This window comes from Virgisporangium aurantiacum (assembly GCF_016863635.1).
GTDB lineage: Bacteria > Actinomycetota > Actinomycetes > Mycobacteriales > Micromonosporaceae > Virgisporangium > Virgisporangium aurantiacum.
On the sequence record NZ_BOPG01000081.1, the window covers coordinates 25356 to 52058 of the forward strand.

General features: G+C 75.0%; 1 protein-coding gene (cut by both window edges). It reads left to right on the forward strand.

All 26703 nt of this window come from inside a single coding sequence — locus Vau01_RS50535, C2 family cysteine protease (protein ID WP_204008376.1), on the forward strand. Of the gene's 46080 coding nucleotides, 14970 precede the window and 4407 follow it; the stretch shown corresponds to coding positions 14971–41673 — codons 4991 (complete) to 13891 (complete); the first complete codon in view begins at window position 1. Both the start codon and the stop codon lie outside the window.

The following is a 26703-nucleotide window of genomic DNA, read 5'->3' on the forward strand; positions in this document are numbered from 1 at the left end:
TGGCGCACCGCCGCGCTGCCGCAGTCGGAGATCGACCGCGTCACCCGGGCGATCGACGCCGGCTTCGCCGACGCGGCTGCCCTCGGCTACCCCCTGGAGTGGATCAACGGCCGCTACATCCGGGTCGTCGACCCGGGTCCGGATCCCGCGACGACCACGATCACGACGATCGACGTCGGTCCGGCCGTGCGGCGGCTGTCCGACTCCGCCCTGCACGGCGACCGGCTCCGGGCGCGCGCCCTCACCGAACTCGGCGGGCTGCTCGCCGACCTTCCGCCGACCCCGCAGCGGCGGGAACTGGGCGACCCCGGGCTCACCGCCCCGTGGCTGCAGGCACACGCGCACGCCCGGGCCGGCTGGAACGGGGAGGCCGCCCGCGAGTTCCGCAACCTCGTCCAGCACCCGGAGCTCGGCCTGCGGCCGGCCCTGGCGGTCCGGCTGTCCTGGCAACTGCCCGACGCGGCGGCCCCCGACCTGCTGCCCGACCTCTGGCGGCAGGTCGCCGCCGGCGTCGTCGGCGACGTGCTCGACGCCGCCGGTGGACGGTCGCAGCGGTACCCGGTCCGCACGGCCGAACTGATCGACGGCGACCGCATCCGGATCGTGCCGCACGACGGTCCGGTCCGGATCGAGCCCGTCACCGATCTCATCAACCGGCTGTCCCGCGTCGCCGCCAACACGGGGGTGCCCACGCTGGTGGCCGCCGCCGCGATCGAACTCGGCGGGCGGCTCCGGCAGCTCGGCGTCGAACCCGGGGCGTCGACGCTCGCGCCGGCCACCGGAACGCAGCAGAGCCGCCGCGACGCGCTGGCCGTCCTCGGTTCCGTGCACGCCACGCCGCGCACCGACGCCCGGGCCCGCGCCGCGATCGAGCGGGCCTTCTTCGAGCTGATGCTGACCGAGCGGTACTGGGACGGCCCGGTCCGCACCGGCCTGCCCGGGCAGCTTCCGGCACCCGCGCGGGCCCTGCTCGACCGGCTCGCCGCCGGCCAGTGGTCGGCCGATCCGCGCCAGACGCGGGGCCTGGGCGCGGTCGAGCCGTTCGACCTCGGTGCGCTCGGCGCCGCCACCCCGGCCCGGCTGGTGGAGAGCTTCGTCGACTACCGGCAGGCGCACCGGCGCACGGCCGGCCTCGCCGCGCAGCGGCAACGGATCGACGACCAGGTGACCGCGATCCTCGACCGCATCGGGCGGCCCGACACGCCGTCCGCGGAACAGCCGCGCCTGGGCGCGATCTTCCGCCAGGCGATCGCCCGGCACACCCAGGTCGTCGACGAGCTGAACCGGGCCAACAACGAGGCCAACCACGCCCGGGTCGAGTTCGAACGGCGCATCGAGGCGCTGCTCCAGGTGCACGCGCGGGAACAGCAGCGGCTCGCCGCCGAGCTGGCCGCCGACCCGGCCGATCCGCGGCTGAACGCGCTCACCGGCCGGCAGGCACACCTGGCCGCGCCGCTGCTCGACGCGCTGCGTGACCACCGCGCCGCGCTCGCCGCCGACGCGGCCGGCGACCGGGCCGGCGCCGACGCGTTGCGGACCGCCGCGCAGGCCAATCTTCAGGACGCCGACCGGCGGGCGGTGCTGGCCGACGGGCAGGTGCGCGAGGCGTGGACCCGCGCGATGGGGGCCGAGGGCGCCCGGCCGGCCTGGCACGGGCGGATCGGCGGCGAGATCGACACGGCCGTCCGGTACGCCCGCGAGAACCTGCTGCCGCTGATCGACCCGAACCGGCCGGCGGCGACCGCCGCCCGGGTCGCCGGATACTTCGGTGCCCTCGACGGCCGCCTGGCCGACGGGCTCGCGCGAACCGACCCCGGCACCGTCGGCAACCTCGGCGGCGCACCGGTGCCGCTGCGGCTGACCGCCAACGAGATCCGGGCCCGCGACGCGCTCAGCGCGCTGGCGCCGAGGATCGCCGACGGCACCGCCACCCCCGAGGAACTCGACCTGCACCGCGCGTTGACCGCGATGCCGCGCGGCGACGGCGGGATCCTGCACCTGTCGCTCGCCGACGGGCAGGCGGTGCACGTCCGCGGCGATCTCACCACGGCGGAATCGGTCGTGATCCTGGTGCCGGCCGACGCCGGAATGGCCGCGGCGCCCGGCGTGCTCGACGCCGCCCGGGCGCTGCACGAGGCGATGACGCGGCCCGGCCGGACCGCCGTCGTCACGGTGATCGACCGGCCGTTCCGGTCGGGTGACCAGCGCAGCGCGCGGCCGGCCGTCGACCGGGCCGAACTGGTCCGCGACCTGCGCGCCCAGCTCGCCGGCTACCTGGCACCCGGCGCGCTCACCACGGTCATCGGCGAGGGGTACAGCGGCCTGACGGTGCGGTACGCCGCCGACCGTGGCGCCGCGTTCGACCAGATCGTGCTGCTCGGCAGCCCCGGCCTCGGCCAGGACGTCGCGGCCGTCGCCGACCTGCGGCTGCCCGCCCACGTTCGGGTCGCCGCCGCGCGCCGGGCCTCCGACGTGCCCGGGATGTCGCGCTGGCACGGTCCCGACCCGGCCCGGTTCCCCGACGTCGTCCGGCTGCCCGCCGACGACCAGCCCTACCTGGCACCCGGCAGCGCCACCTTCACCGCCCTGGTCCGGGCCGTCGAGAGCGGCCTCGGCGACGGCGAGGGCACCGCGACGCCGCGCGAACGGTGGTACCGGCCGGTGGTCGGCGCGGCCGGCGGTGCGCTGGGTCGCCGGCACGCCCGGCGCGAGGGCGTCGTCGTCGGTCGCGCGCCCGTCCCCGGCGGGCCGGGCCGCGCCCAGTTCCACGAGGCGATCGACCGGGCGCTGCCCTACCTGCGGCGCTGGCTCACCAGCGTCGACCGGGACGGCGACGCCGTGTACGCGGTCACCCGGGAAGGGGTGCGGGTACGGGTCGAGCCCGAGGTCGACGTGTCGACCACGGTCAGCCCGGAGACGTACCAGCGCGCGGTGGCCCGGGCGGTGCTCCGCGCGGTGGCGGTCGAGGTCGAAAGTGTTGTCCGGCCGGCGACCGTGCGCCGGCCCGGCGCTCCCCGGCTCAGTGCCGAGGGGCTTGCCCGGCGGGAGGAGTTCCGGCTCCTGGCCGAGCAGCACGAGCGGGTCCGCCACCTGTTCGAGGCCGAACTGGCCCGGTACGGCCTGCGCCCGACCCCCGGCGGCGACGCGCTGGCCGGTGTCGACCCGGTCACCGTCGACCTCCGCGGGGTGATCGGCGAGGCGGTCAGGGTCGCCGGGATGAACAACCTCGACGTGCGGACCGAGATCGTCCGCCGGCTGCCCGGCAGCGGGTTCGTCCGGCCGGGGCGCGACCTGAGCACCATCGACCCGACGGTCGCGGCCCGCCAGGTCGTCAACCACGCCGCCGACGCCGTTCAGCGGGTCGGCGCCCGGCCGGGTACGGCCGCGGTCATCGTCGTCTCCGAGCCGCCGCCGGCCGATCCCGCCATGCCCGTCCGCCGGCACGTCTACGTCGTGGCGAGCCCGGCGGCGGGCCCGGTGGGAACCGTGTTCGGCCTCGACCCGCAGAACGGGAGCCACGGACCGCTCGCCGGTGGCCTGCCCGGCCAGGTGCCGCTCGACCAGTTCGTCTCCGGTGTCGGCGCCGACGCCGTCGACGTCGCGTACCTCGACGGTGACCCGATCCGGTGGACCGACCGGCGGGTGCCGCAGACGGTCCAGGCGCTGCGCGCCGAGCAGGCCGCGATCGAGGCCGATCTCAGCCGGCTGATCGGCCCGTTCCGGCTGGACCGCGACACCAGCGTCTTCACCGCGTTCGCCCGCGGCCTCAGCCCGGACCACGCCACCCTGCTGCGCCGGGCGGTCGACGCGACGGCACCGCGCACCGCGGCCGGAGCGGTGGCGGCCGTCGCCCCGGACGCGCTGGTGGGCGGTCCGCCGGTCTGGACCCGTGGCGGCGCCACCCAGCTCTCCCGGCGCGACGTCCGGGGCGTCCGCGACCTCATCCAGGCGATCGACCGGTACACCCGGGCCACCGACCCGGCGCAGCGGCAGCAGTTGTCGGACGCCATCGAGAACATCCGGACCCACCTGGGTCTCGACCCGGACCTCGACGGTGCCGCCGCCCGGCAGCGGTGGGAACTCGTCGACGGCCTGCTCAAGGACTGGAAGGCCGGCGACCCCGGCTGGCGACCGCCGGCGGAGCTGCGCCGCCACCTCGACGCGCTGCGGCTGCCCCGGTGGCGCGCCAACGTGGTGCTGGTCGACGCGGCCAACGAACTGGCCGCCGGGCTCACGCCGGCCATCCACGACGCGGAGATCACCGGCGACGGCACGATGCGGGTCACGACCCGGCGCGGACCCGGCGGCCGGTACTGGCGTCACCTGTACGGCGGCTCGTTCGAGCTGCGGGTCCGCGGCGCCGACCTGCCGCCCGGCACCCTGTACCGGCGCACGGTCAGCCCCGACCGTTCGGTGACCGTGCTCGTGCCGCACGACGTGCTCACCGATCCCGTGCTCGGGCCGGGCGCGGTGGCCGCCGCCCTGGCCGGTGGCGCCATGGAGGAGCGGGCGCCGTTCCGGGTCTGGCGCTCCAGCCGGCTCACGAACAAGGTCTCCGTGCTCGCCCCCGACGCCCCGGTTCCGTCGGGCAAGCCGAGGCTGATCCGGCAGGGCCTGGGCCAGTGGGCCGCCATCGAGACGGCGGCCCGGCGGATCTCCGTGCTCGACGGCCGGATCGCCGACGCGACCGACGCGGGCCGCACCGACGCGGCGGCCCGGTTGGCGGCCGTGCGCGCGGCCGAGGTGGCGCGGATCCAGGACGCGTTGGCCGGCATCGGTCTCGTGCCCGGTCAGGAGAAGTTCGCCGAGCGCCGCAACGCCGTCGAGCTCTCCCGGGGCAAGGCCAAGGCCGGTGTCGTCGGCCGGCTCCTCAACCAGCAGCGGCCGGTCGACGAGCGGGTCTCGCGGCTGGTCAACCCGCTGAGTCGGATCGACGCCGACCCCGACGCGGTGGTGGAGTCGCTGCGCGAGCTGGCGCCGCAGTTGGCGTCGCACGTCGGCGCGCAGGGCGTCGAGATGGACACCGACCGGCCGATCCTGCGGATCATGCTCGACGACAAGAAGTACCGGGTCTACGAGCTGGCCGTGTCGGTCGACCTGCCGACGACGGCCGACGTCAACTACGCGATGCTGACCCACGACAGCGCCGGCTGGCGGCTCCGGCTGCGGCCCGACGCGAGCCGTGGCGCGCTCGGCATCCACGCCACGCAGGCGCTGTCGGAGTACGTGCACCGGGCGAGCGGGGTCACCGGGCACCACGCGTTGTGGGTCGAGGGGCTCATCGCCCGGATGAAGTTCCTGCACGCGCTGCACCGGGCGTCCGGCGACCTGACGCGTCCGATGATCCTCGCCGAGATCGAGGCGACGGTGCAGGCGTTGTCGCGGACCGCGCCGGCGGTCCGCACCGGCCGGCAGGGCGACGCGATCACGGCCGGCCAGCACCTCACCGACCGGCTCGCCGGGCGGGGCGGCGTGCCGACCCGGCTGGTCCGCGCCGTGCGCCAGGCGCGCACGGCGGCCGCCGAGCAGGCCGCGGCGGCGGAGCAGGGCGCCCGGCCGGTGCCGGAGCGGAAGGTCTACTACTACGGCCGGGTCATCGGCCTGTTCGTCAGCAGCGCGACGACGTACTGGAACGGCGAGGTCGCCGACCGCAAGTCGGCGCTGGTGTGGGCGCAGATCCTCTCGCAGGGCGTGAACAACCTCATCCAGGCCAGCGAGGACGGCAAGCTGCAGGCGACGCTGTTCGCCGAGAAGGTTTCCCGCTCGGCCCGCCAGGCGGAACAGGTCACCGGGCCGCAGCCGGCGGCGCCCGCGACCCCGGCACCCGCGCCGGGAACCGTGGTGCCGGCGGCCCAGGCCGACCCGGATCAGGCTCCCCAGGTCGAGAAGGGGCAGCTGCAGCCGTTCCTGGAGAAGCGGACCAAGGCGGCCGGCTACTCGTCCGCCGGTCAGGCCCTCTGGCTGGCCACGACCTCCGACGCCGGCGGCGGCGCGCTGCTCGGCGTGCTCGGCCCGAGCATGCAGGGCGTCGCGTACGGCGTGGCCGACTGGAAGGCCGAGGACCCGGAGCAGCAGGCCCGCGCCGACCGCGCGCACGCCGCGAAGAACCGGCCCGACGGCCAGCGCAACCCCGCCATCGACGAGGCGCACTACACCGCGGCGGAACTGTACGAGCGGATCCGCGAGCTGGCGTCCACCGGAAACCTCGCGGCGGCGCTGCCGCCGGAGTTCCACGCGGCGCTCGTGCAGATCCTGCAGGCGGTGCGGGCCGACCTCGTGGCCACCCAGCAGGTGCTCGGGCCGATCGAGCAGCGGGCCCGCGACGACGTCCGCAACCGGCGCCGCCGGCGGCGGCTGCTCCGCGAAGCGGCCCTCGGCCCGTACCGGATGAGCCGGGACGCGGTGCAGGGGATGATCCGCATCGCCCGGCGGCAGCCCCGGCCGGGGACGCCGGCCGGCGAGTTGCCGCCGGGCCGGGCGCCGACCGGGCAGTACGTGGCGCGGATGGTCGTGCCCTCGGTCGCCGGCATCGGCGGGTTCATCGCCCAGAACCTCGTCCTCGACCCGGACAACGTCGGCTTCACGATTCTCAGCGGCATCGTCAGCCTGATGGGCAGCCTCGGTGTCGGCTACGGCTGGGCCGGGCAGCGCGACGACGAGGTCGCCGACAAGGACGACATCGCCCGGATCGACGCGGCCAACCGGAACCGCGACGCGCTGTACCACGTCGAGGCCGCGCTGGACCTGCTCGGCGACCCGACGGCCGACCCGTCGGTGCTGCCGGTGGCCGGCTCGGGCACGACGCCGCGGGACGCCGACGTGTGGGCGGTGCTGATCAAGAAGCACGGCATCGCCATGCTGCTCCGCGCGCTCGGGGTCGCCGCCGGCGGTCCGCCGCTGATCGACAAGGAACTGACCGAAGAGATCACCCTGCTGCTGGTCACCGCCGCCGCGCAGGTCATCAACCAGTTCTCGTTCGGTCTGGGCGAGGGCACGTTCCGGTACGTCGCCGGCAAGCGGAACCGGGCCGCGAACGAGGCGGCCAACCGCAGGGAGGCCCACCAGCGGGTGCTGTACCTGCACGAGCTGGGCGAGAAGATCCGCGCGGCCGCCGAGCGGGCGCGGGCCGCCGACCAGCCCGGCCCCGGCCCACAGGGCGGACCGCAACCGGGCCCGCAAACCGGCCCGCGGACCCCGCCGGTGATCGGTCCGCAGACGCCGACGTCGGGTGCCGGCAACCCGGACATCACGGCGACGGTCGTCGCCCGCACCCGCACCGAGGCGGAGTGGCGGACCACGCCGGACGCGCCCGCCGTCGCCACCGCGTTCGAGCAGCGGATCCGGCAGCAGATCGCCGCCGGCGGCATCCGCGACTCGGTGATCCGCGACATCCAGGTGGCCGGCGTCTCCACCGACCCGGCCGGCAACGCCGTCGTCAAGCTCGCCGTGCTGCTCTGGCGCGGCGGCGAGATGTGGCTCGACGTCAGCGCCGGTGACGTCGGCGCGCTGCGGGCCAGGTCGGACGTGCACAGCCGCCGTGGCCGCACGGTCCGCGCGTCCTCCGTGATCTCCGACCGGCACCCCGACGGCGACGACCTCATCGGCACGCTCACCCACGAGATCTGGGAGCTGAGCGAGGACGCGCGGCGGTCCCGGAACCGCGGCCCCCGGCCGGAGGACCTGCTCGCCCCCGAGGCGCGCACGCCACGCGGCGACGACGCGCTGTCCCCGCACGACTTCGGCGGCGTCGGCGACCTGCAGTCGCTGGTCAACCGGCTGGTCGCGGCCGAACCGGCGGCCCGCGCCGGCATCGTCGCCGACATCAAGGCCCACCTGGCGCACCTCGGCCTGTCCGGTCCGGGCGCCCGGGCGCGGTGGGAACTCGTCGACGCGTCCGGTATCTCCGCCGAGCGGTTGTCGCCGCCGGCCCGGACGATCTACCAGAGCCTGCGCGAGCCCGGTTGGGAGCATCCGGTGCTGCTGGCGCCGGACGCCGCCGAACCGGCCGAGGAACTGGGGCCGACGGTCACCGCGCGGGGGCTGCCCGCACACGGCGGGCCGCGCGACGCCAACGCCGCCACCTCGATGCTGCGGCAGATCGCCGCGTCGCTGGGCGCCGGCACGGGCGGGCCGGTTCCCGGCTACGAACTGCAGTACCGGCCGGCCGACGGGCTGCTGGTGGCCCTCCCGGCCGCGCCCGACCGCCCGGTCGCGGCGTTCCGGTTCACCGCCGGGCCGGTGCCGGACGACGCCGCCGGTGTCACCGGCCCGACCACCGACGTGACGGCCGACGGCATCCCCATCCACGAGGTGCGGATGTCCGAGACGGTGCCGCCGGAGCACCGCGAGATGATCGCCTGGCGCGTCACGGTCAACGGTCTCGCCGGGACGCTGGCCCCGCCGGAGCCGCCCGCCGCGCCGACCGGCTTCGCGGCCCGGTGGCGCCACGCGACCGAGCGGCCGCAACCGCCGTCGCCCGACGCGGTGGCCGCGCTGGCCGAACTGCGGTTCGAACTCGGGGAGCGCGCGGTCCAGCCGCCGCAGACGCACTTCCACCACGACGAGCGGATCGGCGCGATCCTCGACGTGCTCGGCCCGGACCGCCTCGACTGGGTGCTCGACGAACTGACCCCGGCCGACGGTGACCAGACCGTCGTCGGGCTGGTCCGCAGCCTGGCCGAACCGGACGCGCCGTGGCGGCGGTTCGCGCTCATCCAGCGGCACGGCGATGCCTGGGCGGCGGTGGAGGCCGCGCTGCCGGCGCTGGTCGACGCCGGACTCGTGCGCCGGGCGACGGCGAACATGGCCCGCTTCGCCGTGCAGGTCGACAACTCCGCCGGGGTTCCGATCGAGTTCGGGGTGCAGGACATCGTCGAGCGGCTGGCCCGCTCGTCGGCGCTCGGCGAACGGCTCCGGGCACAGGCCGCGGCCGCCCTCGCCACCGAGATCGCCGCCCGCGGCGGTGGCCCGCTCGCCGAGGCGTGGCTGGGCGATCCGAACCTCGCGGCCGCCGTCGTGCTGGCCCGCGGGTCGACGGCCGCGCCCGCCCCGGTCCGCAACGAGTGGACCCACTCGCTCACCGAACACCTGACCGCGCTCACGCCGGATCAGCTCGTCGCCATCACGCAGGAGCACCTGCCGAGATCGGTCGAGCGGCGGATCCCGGTGGCGCGCGCCGACGCGACGCTGATCGAGGTCGCGGAGCTCGCCGGCATCGACCTCGCGGCCCTGTCCGACGAGGCGGTCCTGCGCCTGCGGCACTGGCTCATCGTCCGCGTCCTCGACGACGTCGACGTCCACCGCCTGCGCGCCGAGGCGGCCGCCGTGCTCGGCTCCGTCGCCGGCCGGGTCGACCTGGAGCTGACGCGCGTCGAGCGGGCGATGATCGTCCTCACCGACCTGTGGAGCAACGACCGGCTGCCCGACGAGACCAGGGCCGCCGCCCAGGACGTGGCGGGCCGGGTCCTCGCCGACAACGCCGACGGCGTGATAGACCGCGACCGGCTGCCGGCCGGGACGCGGCAACTGCTCGACGTGGCGACCCCGCCCCCGGCGTCGACCGAGGACCTGTACGAGGCCCTGCGGATCACCCCGCTGGCCGACGCGGTCCAGGAGATCCGCGGTCTCATCACCGACCACACCCGGTCGGTCGACGAGCTGGCCACCGCCGCCGGCAACCTGGCGGCGAAGTTCGACCGGGCCGCCGCCGCGCTCAACGAGCGCAAGAAGGCCCGCGAGAAGCTCGCGAAGGCCGCCTTCGCGAAGAAGCGGGAGGCCGACGCCGCGGCCGCCGACGCCGCGGCCGAGGCGGCTGCCGACGCCGACCTGCAGGCACACGAGCGGCACCGGGCGGCCGTCGTCGACTCCGACCGGGCACTGGCGGAAGCCAACCGGCACATGCGGTTCCGGAGCCGCTACCGGGCCGCCGCCGGCCGGGCCCGCGCCGCCGGCCAGGCCTACCGTGATCTGGAGACCGCCGCGGAGAACCCGGCCGCGGCGACCCGGTCGTGGCCGGACGGCGCGCTCGTCTCCGGCGTCGTCAACGGCCGGAAGGCGTTCGAGGCGTACGAGTCGGCGTTGGAGGAGACGGCCCCGCTCCGGGTCGCGCTCGACGCCGCGGTGCCCCGGGGCCGGCTGCCGCTGATCCAGGCGCTCACCACCGGCATTAACGGCATGATCGACGAGCTCAGCGAGAACAACGAGATCGACGTCGGCGTCACCCTGCAGCCCGACGAGCTCCAGCGGATGATCCGGTCGCAGTACCGGTGGGCGGCCGGCGAGGAAGGCGTCGTGTTCCCGCTCGGGCATGGCGCCGTGGAGAGCCGGGTCCGGTGGAAGCACCGCGACCTGGCCGAGGTGATCGACGCCGAGACCATCGCGTCCGAGCTGATGCTCGGCCAGCTTCCGCAGTTCCCGCAGGGCAGCCGGATCGTCGGTGCGACCGCGAACCGCAACGTCGGCGTCGGGTCGGGTATCCCGATCCCGATCGGCGACATCGTGGCCAACGCGATCCCGGACGGCCAGGACGGCTTCCTCGGCGCCGTCCGCGAGGTGTTCAAGTTCGTCGCGGCCAACGTCGGCGGCGAGATGCGGCGGCAGTGGTCGGTGCAGGGTTCCGGCAACGACTTCGCGCTGACCGGTGCGGTGGCCGACAACAAGGGCGAGTCGACGCTCTACAACAGCGACGGGTACTGGGAGGTGCAGGTCCGCGTCGGCGAGGGCCGGACGTGGAGCCCGTGGACGCGGGTCGACACGCCCGCCGAGGACGACGCGTCGACCATGTCGGTGTTCGTGGCGCACCCGTACACCGAGGAGGCGGTCAAGGAGTCCGAGCGGACCTCCATGGAGAAGCTGGAGCCCGGCCGGGCAACGGAGACCCGGTTCGCGGAGCACGTCGTCACCGGGATGACCGGGCTGGAGAAGCTGAACGACACCATCCTGGAACTGCTGCCGGCGGGCGGCGACCAGCTCGGCGGCCTGGCCCGCCAGCAGGTCCGCACCCTGGTGCTGGAGGAGCTGCCGGCCCGGCTCGACGAGACCATCAACGAACCGACCGGGCTGCGCCGGCTGATCACGGCCGACGGTGCCGTCGTGGCGATGGTGACGATCAAGACCGTGGTGCAGGTCAAGTCGGCCAAGATGATCGGCCGGGCCAGCGACCGGTACCACCTGGAGCGGCTGCGGGTGACGTTCTCCGGCGCGTCCGGGAGCCTCGGTATCGGCGACAGCCGCAACATGGAGTTCGGCAGCGGCCTCAAGCTGCCGTACGAGGACGTGACGGCGCGCGGTGGCGGTAGTTGGAGCCCGCGGTCCAGCCGTCGCCACTCGCTCGCCGTCGGCGGCACGGCGATCCACCCGAGCGTCCAGCGGTACACCGGGTTCACCCAGGGCTACGAGCTGGAGCTCGTGCACACCGTCTTCGTGCAGCCGTTCGGCTCCGGATCCACCGACGCGGTCACGCCGCTGCCCCCCGCCCTGCCGCACCCCGTCCCGCGCCACAAGGCCCAGTCGCGGACGGTCGCGGGCACCGGTGTCTTCCGCCTGCCCGAGCCGGACGCGTACCGGTTCGGCCTGCCGGTGGAGGCCGCCGCGGTGGTCCGCAACCCCGACGGCACCCCCATGCGGTACCCCGACGGCCGGGTGGTCCTACGCGACGACCCGAGACCGGGAGCGCCGGTGGGCAAGGCCGGCCGGTTCCCCGACTGGATCGGCCTGAACGGCATCGGCGGTGCGGGCCCGGCGCTGGTGCAGCAGATGACCGGCGTCCAGGACCTCCGCGATCAGGTCGAGGAGTATCTGCGCGGCGTCGGCGTGCTGCCGCAGGAGGTGAACGGCGATCCGCACCTGTCGGGATTCCCGCAGGTGCGGGAGAGCCAGTTGTCCAACATCCGCGCGATGCTGGAGATCTCGGCCGGCCGGTACGAGGGCGGGTACGACCAGGCCGCCCAGGACGGCGTCCTGCTCGCGCTGGTGTCCGACCGGCCGGGCCGGCAGACCCGGCACACCAACATCCGCACCCGGGTGACAGCCACCGGCCGGGAGGTGCTGCTCGGCACGTCGACCGCTGAGACGGTGGTGAACCTCGACATCGGGTCGAACTTCTTCGGCCGTGGCGGCGGCATGACGGGCGCGCACGCGTTCAAGGCCACCGCGGGCATGAACGGCGACCTCATCCCGAACCCGATGCTGATCGACAACATCGGCGTCAGCACCGGCCGGGCGGTGCCGAACAGCGCCGGCTGGCAGCTCGGCGACGTGATCAACCAGGTCACCCTGATCGAGGGTGGACTGTCGGCGGTGTTCGAGGTGCCGATCAAGATGGAGGCGTTCTCCGTCGACGAGAACGGCAACGAGACCCTCGTCGGCGAATCGATCGGAAAGGTGCGGGTCGTGCTGCCGGCGGCGTTGCTGCCCGACCTCGACGCACCGGTGCCCACCACCGTTCCCGCTGCGCCGACCGTGAGCACCAGCCGGCCGGAGCGGCCCGGCACCACCTCCGACGAGGTGCTGCGCTGGGCGACGATCATGCACATGGACGCCGCGGGCATGTGGGACGGCGTCCGCGCGGTCCTGCCCGACGCCAGCAAGCCGGGCGCGGCCAGTTCCGTGCACCTGTCGTCGTTCTCGAACGTCCGCAGCCTCATCGCGTTCAACCACTGGATGTTCACCGACTACCGCACCGACGTCGTCACCGATCCCCGTGGCTTCGGGCCGACCCGGTCGAGCCTGGCGATCCGGGGGTACACCGGCGAGTCGACGTTCGTCGGGTCGGCGCCGCTCGTCGTCGGCGACATCAACCTGACCATGGCCAACGCCTCGGTGAACTACGGGCAGGTGACCACCGAGGACCTCGGCGCGGAGGTCCCGTGGGCCGCCGACGTGCCCGGCGGTGCCCTGCCCACCGCGGAGGCGCTGGACATCACCGGCAAGCCGACGTTCGGGCGGTCGTGGGTCACCGGCCGCGCCCGCACCACCGCCCGCATCTACGGCCGCGAGCGGCTCGCCATCCACACCGGGCTGCAGTACCAGTTCGAGATGCCGGTCGACTTCCAGCTGACCGGCAAGAAGCACAACCGGTGGTGGAGCGAGCGCGGCAAGAAGATCGAGCGGTTCGTCAACGACCGCAAGGTCGTGTACACGCTGCCGGAACGGACGGCGCTGGAGTTCTACGCCAAGGGCGACCTGCCGGTGCCGCCGAAGCAGATCGCCGACGCGCTGCGCCGTTACGCCAGCGGCAAGCTCGAACTCGACCGGCTGACCGTGCTCGGCGTCATGAAGCGGTACCGCGACGAGACGCGCGCCGCCGGCGGTCCGCAGCCCGGCCTGCCCGACCTGGGGTTCGAGACCGCCGACGGCCTCGCCGGCCGGTTGACCGAGAAGCTCACCCAGGAGTTCTCCGACCTGCCCTGGATGAACCGGTCCGTCGCACCGGCGTTGCGGCTGCGGGCACTGCTGCACGTGTTCGGGAAGGGCGACCTCACCAGTCCGGTCGGCCCGACGGCGGCGGCCCGGCGGCTGGCGCCGCACCTGCTCAGCCAGCTCGGGCAGGGCGGGCTGGAGCCGATGCAGCTGTACGACAACGGCCAGCCCATCGAGCTGCTGACGAAGGTGATCGAGCAGATCGAGAAGGTGTCACCGCGGGCGATGGGCCGCACGCCGGGCCTGGCGCAGGGTCTCGCCGGCGCCCTTGCCGGCCGGCGCTGGGTCGGCCGGATCGACGACATGCTCTCGCCCGACGGTCTGCTGCTCTCGTTCGAGGTGCCGATCGGCCGGTACTTCAGCGAGCGCGTCACCGTCCGGGTCAACGCCACGCTCGGCGACGCGGAGATCATCGGCCGCCGCGCCGACACCGGCCTGATCGACCAGCTGTACGCGTTCGCGCAGCACGACTTCGCCGAGATCGCCGGCTGGGCGTACAACGCCGGCTCGTCGCTGCACGGCGCCGCGATCGACACGCCCGAGGCCAGCATGGGCCTGGGGCGCGGTGACACCAGCGTCGGTTCGAGCAGCGGCCAGCGCACCCGGCTGCAGGGTGTGAGCACGTTCAGCGGCACCGACCGGGTCCGGCGGAAGCTCAACATCCGGATCGAGGCGACCCGGTCGACGCACGACTGGCCCGTGCACGCGGTCCGGCCGTTCGCCCGGGCGACCGTGCCCACCCGGTCGGTGACGACGCTGACCGGTGACGTGGTCCAGCTCGTGCCGGACGGCCTGCTGCTCGACGACACGGATCCGGTCGTCGAGCCGGACGCGCCCCTCGACCCGCGCGAGTTCCCCACCCCGCGGATCTTCTCCGTCGAGGGCAACGACCTCAGCGACCTGATCGCGCTGATCCGGGAGCAGGTGCGGAAGGAGTTCGGCGCCGGCGGCCTGGCCGCCGCGGAGGCGAGCCTGGCCGAACAGCTGTCCGCGCTCGCCGGCACCGCCGGGTTGGAGCGGATGGCCGGCGCCGGCGGGCACCCGACCGTCACGCTGCAGGTTCCGGGCAAGACCGGCGAGCAGATCCAGATCTGGGTCAAGGCGGCCTTCGCCGACCTGCGGTCCATCAAGGAGAACCGGCCCGACGTCGAACTGCGGGAGGTCGACCGGTCGCAGCGGACGTCCGGCGAGTCCAACGAACGGGTCCGGGTGTCGCCGCCGAGCCGGTCGGCCGGTGAGGACTTCCAGGACGTCCAGGACTGGAACATCGCCGACGTCAACGTGGCCGACTTCGACGTCCGGGGATCGAGCGGCGCGGCCGCCGTCGAGCAGACCTCGATCGTCTCCGGCGACCGCGACGAGATGAGCATCTTCGAGAAGGGCGAAGGGGCGACGGTCTCGCTGGGCGTCACCTACCACGCGACGGTGCGCCGGGTGTCCGTCGCCAACCTGACCGGGCGGGAGACGGTCACCAGCCGGACGCCGCTCGGCCGCGTGGCCACCGGGCGGGCCACGATCACGATGTTCCAGTACGAGCTGGACGCGCACCGGGCGCGGCAGGCCGCGGGTGTGTCGCCGTCGAGCTGGCGGATGGACGCGTTCCCGGGCGGCCAGGTCAGGCTCGCCGGCCCGGTGGCCGCCGGACCGGGTTTCGCCGACCCGATCATGGCCGCGCTCGCCCTGGCCTCGGCCCGCGGCATCGACGTGCGGGTCGACGTCACCGAGCCCGACGGTTCGGTGCAGCGGTACGTGGCCAGCCCCGGCGCCCGGCTCGCCCCCGAGTTCCCCGACGACGGCTTCGCCAAGGCCCGCGCCGGGCTGCCGCGGCACCTCGTCGACGCCGCGAACGCGGCCAGGACAGACCTGCGCGACGTGTGGCGGCACCACCAGGCGGTCCCCAACCAGGCCGCGCGGTTCGCGGACACCGTCGCCGCGGCCCTGGCCACGGCCGCCCCGAACCCGACCCCGCAACCCGCCCCGGCGCCGCAACCGGGCCCGGCGCCACAGCCCGGCCCGGCGCCGCAGCCGGGCGCGCAACCCGGCCAGCCCGGACCGGCGCCGCAGCCCGGCCCGGCGCCACAGCCGGGCGCGCAGCCCGGCCAGCCCGGACCGGCGCCGGGCGGACCGGCGGTGACGGCGACGCGGGTGGCGTACACGCGGGCCGACGCGCAGTGGCGGACGACGCCCGACGCCCCGGCGGTGCTCGACGCGTTCCGGCAGCACCTCACCGGGCGCCTGAACGACGCGGGCATCCGCGACTCGGCCATCCGCGAGATCCGGGAGACCGGTGTCGTCACCGATCCGAGCGGCGCCGTGGTCGGGGTCCGGCTCGCCGTGCGGCTGTGGCGCGGCGGCGAACTGCGCCTGACCGTGGGCGCCGGCGACGTCGGTGGCCTCCGGGCCCGGTCGACGCTGGTCCGCCGCGGGCTGCGCACGTCCGACGCGACCGTCACCCTGTCCGACCGGCACCCGGGCACCGCTGACCTCCTGGACACCCTCACCCACGAGGTCTGGGAGCTGGGCCGGCGGGCGTCGCGGCGCGGGCAGCCGACCGACGACCACCTGCTCCAGCCGAGCGCGCGCACCCCGGGCCGCACCGACCGGCTGAGCGACCACGACCTGGGCGGCGTCGGCGACCTGCAGTCGCTGGTGAACCGGCTGGTCGCCGCCGAGCCGGCCGAACGGGTCGAGATCGTCGGTGACCTGCGGGCCCACCTGGCGCACCTCGGCCTGGTCGGCGCCGGCGCCGAGGCCCGCTGGGAGCTGATCGACGCGTCCGACGTGCGCGCCGACCGGCTGCCCGCCGCGGCCCGCGACGTCTACCTCGAACTGCGCCGCCCCGGTTGGGAGTACGTCGTCCTCGCGGAACCGCCCGCGGCCGAACCGGCACCGCCGACGTCGACGGCCGACGGCCTGCCGGGTCACGGCGGTCCGCGCGACGTCGCCGCCAACCGGGCCGCGTTGCTGGCCGCGGCCGGCTCGATCGCCCCGGACACGGTCGCCGGGCACACGCTGCGGTACGACGCCGTCGACGAGGTTCTCCTGGCCGTGTCGACCGCGACCGGCCGGCCCGTCGCCGCCTTCCGCTTCGCCGCCGGGCCGGTCCCGTCGGTCACCGCGGGCGGCCTGACCCGCCCGACGGCCGACACCACCGCCGACGGCGTGCCGGTCCACGAGGTGCAGATCTCCGACCGGGTGCCGGTCGCCGACCGGTCCGTCGTCGCCGGCCCGGTGCTCGTCAACGGGCTGGTGGCGACGCTGGGCGGGCACCCGGCCGGGTTCGCCGGCTGGTTCCGGCGCCGGGACGCGCTGGCCGGGTCCGACCTCGTCGCCGTGGCGGAACTGCGCTTCGAGCTCGCCCGCCGGGCTGCCGCGGGCCCGAGCGGATCGCTCGACCACGACGAGCGGATCGGTGCCCTCCTCGACCGCGTCGGCCCGGAGCGGCTCGAGCGGGTGGTCGGCGGGCTCGCCACGGCGGGTGAGCCGGCCGCCGCGATCGCGCTGGTCCGGTCGCTCGCCGCCGACGACGCGCCGTGGCGCGGGTTCGCGCGGGGGCGCCGCCTGCAGACCGTGTGGGCCGCGGTCGACGCCGCCCTGCCCGCGCTGGTCGACAGCGGGTTGGCCCGCGCGGCGTCGCGCGTGCCGCTCCGCGAGGCCGTGACGGTGGAGACGGGTGCCGGCGTTCAGGTGACCGTTCCGATCGGGCCGCTGAACGAGCAGCTGGCCGACTCGCCGGCGGTGGGGGAGCGGCTGCGGGCGCTGGCCGCCGCCGGACTGACCCGCCTGGTGAACGACCTCGTCGGCGGGACGCCCGGCGAGCCGTGGCACCGCGACCCGGCCCTGGCCGCCGCGCTGGTGCTGGCCCGGGGGCACGCGACGGCGCCCGCACTGGTGCGGGCCGAGTGGCGGCACGTGCTCGCCGACCTGCTGCCCGGGCTCTCCGTGACGCAGCTCGCCGCGGTGCCGCCGGAGAACCTGCTGGACGTCACGCGGCGGCAGGTGGCGGGCGCGCTGGCCGAGGCGACACTGGCCGAGATCGCGCCGGTGATCCGCGTCGACCTGGCGACGGTGCCGGCCGATCTGGTCACCCGCGTGCGCGACTGGCTCGCCGCCCGGTCCGCCGACGGCCTCGACGTGCACGGCATCCGGGCCGAGGCCGCGGCGACGCTCGGCTCGCTGGCGGGCGGTCCCGCCGGCGCTGGCCTGAGCGGGGTGGAGCGGGTCCTGGTCGCGCTCGGCGAGGTGTGGCAGGCCGCGGCGCTGCCGGCCGAGACGAGGACGGCGGCGCGGGAGCTTGCCGGCCGCGTCATCACCGACAACCCGGCCGACCGGTGGAACCGGTCCGCGTTGCCGGCGGCGGCCCAGGCGATGCTCGTCGGGCTGGACCCGACACCGGCCCCGCGGGTCGACACACATGCCGACCTGCGGATCGAGTCGCTGACCGCCGCCGCGCACCGCGTCCTCGGCCTTACCGTCGACCCGGCCCGGCCGGCCGCCGACCTGGCGCGGGAGGCCGGCGAGCTCGCGGCCATGCTCGACCGCGCCGCGCTGGCGCTCGGCGAGCGGGCCGCCGCCCGGCTGGGTCGCGCGGTCGACGCCGAGCAGCGGCAGCGCGACGAGCTCGCGGCCGCCGCAACCGCGGCCACCGAACAGCGGGCCGGCGCCGATCTGCAGGCGGGCGAGCGGCGCCGCCGGGCGCTGCAGAAGGCCGATCGGGCGAAGGACGAGTCCGAGCGGCACCTCCGGATCGCCGCCCGGTACGAACAGGCCGAGGCGCTGGCGCGCGCCGCCGCCACCGGGTACCGCACCGTCGGCACGACGGCCGCGGATCCCGACGTGGCCGCCCGGCCGTGGCCGGACAGCGAGCTCACCGGCGTCACCACCGCCGCCGGGGACGCGTTCGTGGCCTTCGCGGAGAAGACGCGGGAGGCCCTGCCCGAGCAACGCGCGCTGGCCGCCGCCGTGCCCGCCGGCAAGGCGCCGCTGATCGGGGCGTTGACGAAGAACATCAACGAGGCGATCGCCGGGCTCGAGGGGAACGTCACGCTCCAGCCCGACGAGCTGTGGCGGATGATCCGGTCGCAGTGGCGCTGGGTGGTCATCAACGACGGCGTGGTGTTCCCGCTCGGCCTCGGCACCGTCGAGGTCCGCATCCGGTTCCACCAGCGCGACCTGGTCGAGCTGCTCAACCCGCCGACCACCGGGTCGGAGCTGACGCAGAGCCAGAACCCGATGTTCCCCCAGGGCAGCCACGTGATCGGCGCCACCGCGAACCGGCTGCTGGGCGGCGGCGGGGTGTTCCCGGCCGCCGACGCCGTCGTCGCCGTGATCCAGCCGGACGCCGACGGCGCGCTCGGGGTCACCCGGGCGGTGCTGAGCCACGCGATCGTCAACCTCGGCGGCGAGTTGCGCCGGCAGTGGGCCGTGCAGGGGTCGGGCTACGACTTCGCCATGACCGGCGCGGTGGTCGACAACCTCGGCCCGTCCGACGTCTACGACGCCAGCGGGCACTGGGAGACGCAGGTCCGGCTCGGTGGGCCGGGCGCGACGTGGAGCGGCTGGGACCGGGTCGACGAGCCGCAGCCGGGTGACGCGTCGAGCGTGTCGTTGTGGGTGTCGCACCCGTACACCGAGCCGGCGGTGCCGGACGCCGAGCGCACCTCGCTGGCGGAGGAGCAGCCGACCGCCGTACCGGAACCGGACCTGCCCGAGCACAGCGTCATCGCGCTGCACAACCTGGAGGCGCTGAACGAGCGGGTGCTGCAGATGCTCCCGTACGGGCAGGACAGCCTGCGCGGGACCGTCCGCGAGCAGGTCCGCACGTTCGTGCTGGAGGAGCTGCCGGCCCGGTTGCTCGACGCCGTCAACGACCCGGTCGGGTTCCAGCGGACCATCCAGGTCGACGGCCGCCCCGCGACGCTGGTGACGATCAAGACGGAGCTCGTGCGCACCGTCGACATGATCGGCCGGGCCAGCGACCTGAACCACTTCGAGCGGCGGGTGGTCAACTACGCCAGCGCGTCCGGCAGCACCAGTTCCGGCGGCAACCGCGGCTTCGACTACGCCGGCGGGGTGAAGCTGCCCCACGAGGACGTCGACCTGTACGCGCGGGGCACCTACTCGCCGCGCCTCGGCCGCCGGTCCGGCATCTCCGCCAGCGAGACCGCGAGCCGCACCAACATGCAGCGGTTCGCCGGTCACACCCAGGGATACGAGTTCACGGTCGAGCACACGGTCACCGTGCAGCCGCTCGACGAGATCGCCGGCGACCTGCCGTTCGACGGACAGCCGCAGAAGGTCGACGGCTCGGTCGTGATGCTCCTGACCGAGCCCGACGCGTACTACTTCGGCGTACCCGTCGAGGACGCCGCCATCATCGCGCGGAACCCCGACGGCACCGTCGTCCTGCGGGACGACCCGGTTCCGGGCGTTCCCGACGGCAAGCTGGGCCAGTTCCCGGACTGGTTGGGTGGCCCGACCGGCATCCCCGGCGCCGGCCCGGCGTCCGTGCGGCGGCTGAAGGAGATCGGACCGAAGACGCTGCGCGAGATCGTGGAGGAGAAGCTCCGCGACGACGGCGTCCTGCCGCCCCTCGAGAACGGGAAACCGGCGCTGTCCGGCAACAGCCGGGTCCGGCTGAGCCAGCTGGCGAACATGGCGGTCATGCAGGAACTCGCTCCGGCACAGTTCGCGGCGAGGTTCGACCAGCTGGCCCAGAGCAGCGGCTTCGACCTGCCGCTCGTGTCGGAACGCCGCGGCGGCGTCACCCGGCACACGACGCTGCGCCTGCGGGTGACCATGGGCCAGGAGCGGTTCGTCGGCACGTCGTCGGCCGAGAACGTGTACCTCTCCGATGCCGGGGTGGGCACGTTCGCCGAGACCAGCGGCCAGACCAGGGCCCGTACCGGCCGGGTTCAGGCCGGCATGGACCAGGACACGACGCCCGGTGCCGTGATGCCGGGCGGCCTGAACGCCAACACCGGCCAGACCGGCACCCGCAGTTCCGGGGCGTCGGCCGGCGACATGGTCATCCGGGCCAGCGTCCTGGACGCCCGGCACACCGCGGTGTTCCAGGTCCCGATCACGATCGAGGCGTACTACCTCGACGAGGACAGCAGCGAGCGGCGGATCGGCTCGTCGGGCGGCCGGGTCGAGATCACCATCCCGGTCGACCTGCTTCCGTCGGCGGTTCCGTTCCGGGCGCCGGTGCCGGTGACGGGAACCGAACCGGCCGACACCCCGATGGAGGCCCTGCGCTGGGCCCGGATCCTGCACCTCGACGCGTCCGGGGTCTGGGAAGCGGTCGAGGAGGTGCTGCCGGACGCGAGCCGGCCCGGCGCCGCGAGCTTCGCCCACCTGGCGTCCTTCGCGAACATCCGGTCCCTGGTCGGGTCGCCGCACTGGTTCTTCTCGCCGCGGCGCACCGACCTCGCGGTCGACCCGCGCGGGCTCACGCCGAGCCGGTCGAGCCTGACGATCAGCGGGCGGGCGGGTGCCTCGGAGTTCGTCGGCGCGGCGTTCGTGTCGATGCGCGAGAGCGCCACCGCGATGTCGACCCACTCGGCCAGCTTCGGCGGTGTGGCGGCCACCGACGTGAACGCGTTCGTCACCGGCGGATACGACCTTCCGGGCGGGGTCGACGCCGCGGCCGAGGACCCGGACGGGGCGGGCCGGGTCGCCTTCGGACGCACCTGGCTGGAGGGCCGGTCCCGCTCGACCGCGCGGATGTACGGGCGGGAGCGCCTGCTCCTCGACTACGCGACGCGGTACGTGTACAAGGTGCCGGTGACGTTTACCGTCACCGGAACGCGGCACAACCCGTGGCTGCTCGACCACGGGTCGGTCGAGGAGCGGACCGTCGGGGACCGCACGATGGTGTACGCCATCTCGGAGCGCGAGGCGCTGAACCTCTACGCGCGGGACCTGCTCCCGGTGCCGCTGGAACAGGTCGCCGACGCCCTGCGCCGGTACGCGGGCGGGCACGTCCAGCTCGACCGGTTGACCGTCGTGGCGGTCATGCGGCGTTACCGCGACGAGGTGCGGCGGCACCCGCGTCCCGACGTTCCCGACGAGAACTTCGTCTCCGCCGACGGCCTCGCCGAGCGGCTCGCCGACCGGATCTCCGAGACGTTCGCCGACCTGCCGGCCGTCGACCGGAGCATCGCACCGGTGTCGCGGTTGACCGGGCTGATGGACCACACCGGACCGATCGCGCCGGTGCTGCCCGAGGTCGCGGCGAAGCGGCCGCCGGACTACCTGGCCGGGGTGCGCAGCCAGGGCGCGGTGGAACCGGTGTCGCTGACCGTCGACGGCCGGCCGGCCGAGTTCGTCGACCTGGTCACCGACCGGATCGAGCGGGTGTCGCCGAACGCGCTCGCGCGGCTGCCCGGGCTGGCGCAGGGCCTGGACGCCACGCTGGCCGGCCAGAAATGGGTCGACCGCCTCGACAACATGCTGTCGCCGGCCGGTGAGCGGTTGTCGTTCGACGTGCCGGTCGGGCGGTACCTGAGCGAACGCGTCACCGTCGGGATGCACGCCGTTCTCGGCGCCGGCCGCGTGATCGGGTACCGCGACGACGTCCTGCAGTACGACATGAGCTACGGGTACGCCACGCACGACCTCGCCGACATGACCGGCTGGTCGTACGGCGGCAGCGCCGCGTCGTCCGGCGCGGCGCTGGACACCCCGGAGATGAGCGCCGGATCGAGCCGCGGCAGCACCAGCACCGGTTCGGTCAGCGGCCAGCGGATCCGCATGCTCGGCAGCGGGCTGACCGGCGCCTATCTGGTCGAACGGCCGCTCAAGGTGCGGATCGAGGCGACCCGGAAGGGCAACCAGACCACGGTCAAGCTGGCCCGGGGCGGCCGGGCCGCCACGCGTGCGGCGATCGGGCGCGACGCCGAGTCGGTGTCGGTCGTCGAGTTCGAGACGACGATCGTCGACATGGTGCCGGCCGTCATGATGGTCGACGCCGCCCGGCCGCCGGTCGACCCGAACCGGCCGTTCGACCCGCGCGCGGTGCCGTTGTCGCGGCTCTTCGCACCCGACGTCAACCTGCTCGACGACGTGGCCGCGCTGAGCCGGCAGGTGCTCCGCAGGGAGCTGGGCAAGGCCGACCTGGCCCGGGTGGAGGGCCAGCTCAACCACCAGCTGTCCGCGCTGTCGGGGCTCGCCGGCCTGGAGCGGATGGCGGGTCCGGGCGGCCACCCGACCGTCAACGTGACCGTGCCCGACGAGCCCGGCCGGATGCTGCAGGTCTGGGTCCGGGCGATCCTGGTGGACCTGCGCGTCGACGACGAGAACCTGCCCGGGGTCGAACTGGAGGAGTTCGACGCCGGACAGCGGGTGACGGGCGCGGCCGACGAGCTGTCCCGGCCGGCGCCGACGACCCGCGGGTACGCCCTGGACGCCGACGAGTACGGCCTCGACAACGCGATCGGCCGGGCCGCGCGCGGTGCGGGCGCCGCCGAGCAGAAGCGCTCCGTCGCCGGTGACCGCGACGAGAGCTACAACGCGCAGACCGGTCCCGGCGCCAAGGCGACCGTGAAGGTCATCTTCCAGGCCACGCTGCGGCGGCTGTCGATCGACAGCGTCACCGGCCGGGAGACGGTGACCAGCACGGAGCCGTTCCCGCACCCCGCGGTCGGCGAGGCCACGTTCACGCTGTTCCAGCACGAGCTCAACGAGCTCCGGGCGGAGCAGGCGGCGGGTTCCGGCCGGGCGGTCTGGGCCGTCGACGACGATGCTCCCGTCCCGGCGGCCCGGATGTCCGGCACGGTACCGGCCACCGCGGGCGGGCTCGACCCGATCACCGCCGCGCTCGGGTTGGCGACGCTGCGCGACATCGACGTCCTCGTGGAGGTGACCGGGCCCGGCGGCGTGCACCGGTACCTGGCCCGGCCCGGCGGTGTGCTGGTGCCGGAGTTCCCGGACGGTGGCTTCGCCGTTGACCGGGCGGCGCTGCCGGCCGACGTGGTCGCGCCCGCCGTCGCGGGCCGTCACGACCTGCGCGACCTGTGGCGGCACCACACCGCCGTCCCCAACGGCGACACGTCGTTCGCCGACACCGTCGACGCCGCGACCGCGGCCGGACCGGCACCGCAGGCCGACGTCGACGCCGTCCTCGAACCGGGTGGGGTGCCCGCGCCCGCACCCGGCCGGCCCACCACCGAAGGCATCCCGGACCTGGTCCGGGCGGCGGTCGAGGCGGTACAACGCGCGGCGGTCGGCGACGCGGTCGGCGGCGACGCGGCGGTTGCACTGGCGGCGATCCGGGCCCAGGCCGACACCGTCTCCGCGCTGGTGGAACCGGCCCGCCGGGCCGGTGACCCGGCACCGCTGCGCGCGGCCCTGCGCGAGCTGAGCCGGCTGGTCCGGGAGTACACGGCGGCTTACGGCGCCGGTGTCGCCGACCCGCTCGGACCCGAACAGCTGGCCCGCTTCGCGATCAGCGTCGACGGCCACCACCTGCACGTCGTGGACCAGGCCGTCATCGGCGCGCTGGCCGAGGAACTGCTGCCCGCCGACTTCGCCGCCGACCTGATCCGGCACGCGGCCCGGGCGGTTCCGCTCGACCCCGAGCACGCCGCGGCCGTCGACGGCCAGGCGGGTCGCCAGGCCGTGCTGGAGCAGCTGGGCGAGGAGAAGGACACGAAGACCGCGCACGGCGCCTTCTACAAGGGGTCGCTGGACCGGGTCTTCATCCGGACCGGCCGGGCGTACCTCGACGTTCTCGTCGCGATGGTGCACGAGACCGAGCACGTCCGGCAGCCCAACCGGTGGGACCAGGTCGTCGCGATCCAGGAGGCCGCGACCGACCGGGAGAGCCTGAAGCTCGCCATGGCGCGGCTGCGGCTGGACCGGGAACTGCCGGCGTACCTGCGTCAGCGGGAGTTCGTCGTCGCGCTGCTGCGTCGCGGGGCGGACCCGCTGGCGGACGGGGCGGCGGACCCGCCGGTGTCGGCGTTCGCCGAGGCCGCGAAGCGGCTGGTGCCGAAGTCAGCCTGGCTGCTGGTGTCCGAGCAGGACGTCGAGGTCAAGGTGGTCATCCGGCTGTTCATGACGCGGCCGGACGGCAAGGACATCGTGCGGGCGCTCTACAGCCGGGGCAACGACGTCGACCAGGTCCTGGAGGAGCCCGGCGGTCACGCGGGCCAGCCGGTCGAGTGGGTGCCGCCGGCCTCCATCGTCCCGACGTGGGAGATCGACGCCGACAGCCCGACGCTGCGGCGGTTCACCGACCAGATGCGGGCCGGCCTGTGGGACTGGTCCCGCCCGTCGGCGGCGCTGCACGTCGTGCGGTTCCAGAACCGCCTGTACCTGGCGGACGGGCCGCACCGGCGGCAGGCGGCGATCTTCGCCGGGGTTCCGGTGGTTCCGGTCGTCGACGTCACCGACGCGATGGTCGCCAACGGGATCTCGCTGCGGACGCTGACGGTGCCGAGCCGGGCCATGTCCGGCGGAACCACCCCGCCCCAGCCGCCCCAGTCGCCACCGCCGCCGGGGTCGCACCTCGACCACGAGGGCCTGAACGGCCTCAACAACCTGGCCGCCGACGCACACACGCAGCCCCGGGCGTCGTGGCAGTGGCTGCGGTCGCTCTTCGACACCGCCGGCCTCCTGGTGGCGCTGGGGATCCACGGGTCCCAGGAGGACGCGTCGCAACGGCGCTGGGACCTCCGGACGCGCGACCTGTTGACGGGCGCCGCGGACGACCTGATCGAGCAGCTCGACGGCAAGCCGCACGACGACCCGTACGTGGCCGCCGCCCTACGCCAGGCGTACCGCCTGCACGGCTTCCCCGACGAGGCGAGCCGCACTGTCCACTACGCCGTCGCGATGCTGGAAGCGGTGCAGCACCTGTCTGACCCGGTGCGGCGGTCGGCGATCGTCGCCGGCTTCCTCGCCGACCTGGGCCCGGCCGTGACGGACTTCGCCACCGCCGAACCCGCCCTGCACGCCCGGCTCACCGCGCTGGCGCCGGACGCCGTCGTGTGGTGGAAGGACGCGCACATCCAGGAGGCGGCGCGGCGGTACGCCGAGGCCGACCGCGCCGGCCGGGTCGCCCTGCGCGAGTCGCTGGCCGGCATCGTCGCCCGGTACGAGGCGCTGCGCCCGCTCCGGGACGGCGGCGTGATCCTGGGCGGCGAGGTCGGCGCGTTCCTCGACTCGCTGCTGGTGCCGCCGATGCTCGCCGCCGACGTGCGGGCCGTGCTCGCCACCGACCCGAAAGACCCGAAGGGCGGCGGCGGTCCCCCCGCGGCGGCGCGCGTCCAGGACTACCGCCGGACCTTCCTCGGCCACGCCGACGGCCAGCCCGCACCCGACCCGAAGGGGCTGACCGACGCGCAGGTGCGCGAGGCGCTGCAGGCGGCGGCCGTCGAGGGTGAGCTGACGCCGACCGTCCTCCCGCGCATGCCGCACCAGGCCGGGCAGGTGATCCACCTGTCGCCGGCGCAGCTCGCGCAGATCACTGCGGTGGACCCGGCCCTGGCGATGCGGATCGCGCGGGACGGGGTCTACGTCGACCTGCGCGGCGTCGTCGACCTGAACCCGTACGTGCTCAAGGGCACGAAACCGGTGCAGCTCGGCCCGATCAACGAGGACCTCGACATGCGGACGGCCGCCGGCCAGGACGCGCAGGTCTGGCAGGACATCCAGCGGACCGAGGCCACCTACACGGAGCACATCACCCCGCAGTTGGCCGACCATCTGACCGCGATGCTGGCCGTCAACCTCATGTACCACGTCGCCGACGGACGGTCGATGATGCCGGTTCCGGCGGTGCTGGTGCAGGCGCTGCGACCGGTCGACGCCCGACCGCGCACGCCGCAGCCCCAGGCCGGGTCGGCGCCGACGACGGGCCCGTCCCAGCCCGTGGCGGCGGGTGGCGGGTCGCAGTCCGCCTCGACGGCGGCTGGCCCCGACGACGACCCGTCCGCGCCCGTCGACGACACCATCCGGCTGTCGGTGCACCACCCCCCGCTCGCACCGTCCGACGACCTCAAGCCCACCTACGGCCAGCCGCTGGACGGTCCGTCCGGACGGATGCCGCTGGGCACCGGGTCGCCGAAGCGCACCGACGTCAGCCAGGGTGCGCTCGGCGACTGCTGGCTCGTCATCACGATGCAGTCGGTCGCCGGGCACCGGCCCGAGACGATCCGGTTGGCGGTCACGGAGAACCTGGACGGCACCTACACCGTCCGGCTGTTCAAGACCGTCATCAAGGGCAACCGGGCGATCGCGACCGGCGAGAAGATCGAGATCACGGTCACCGCGGACCTT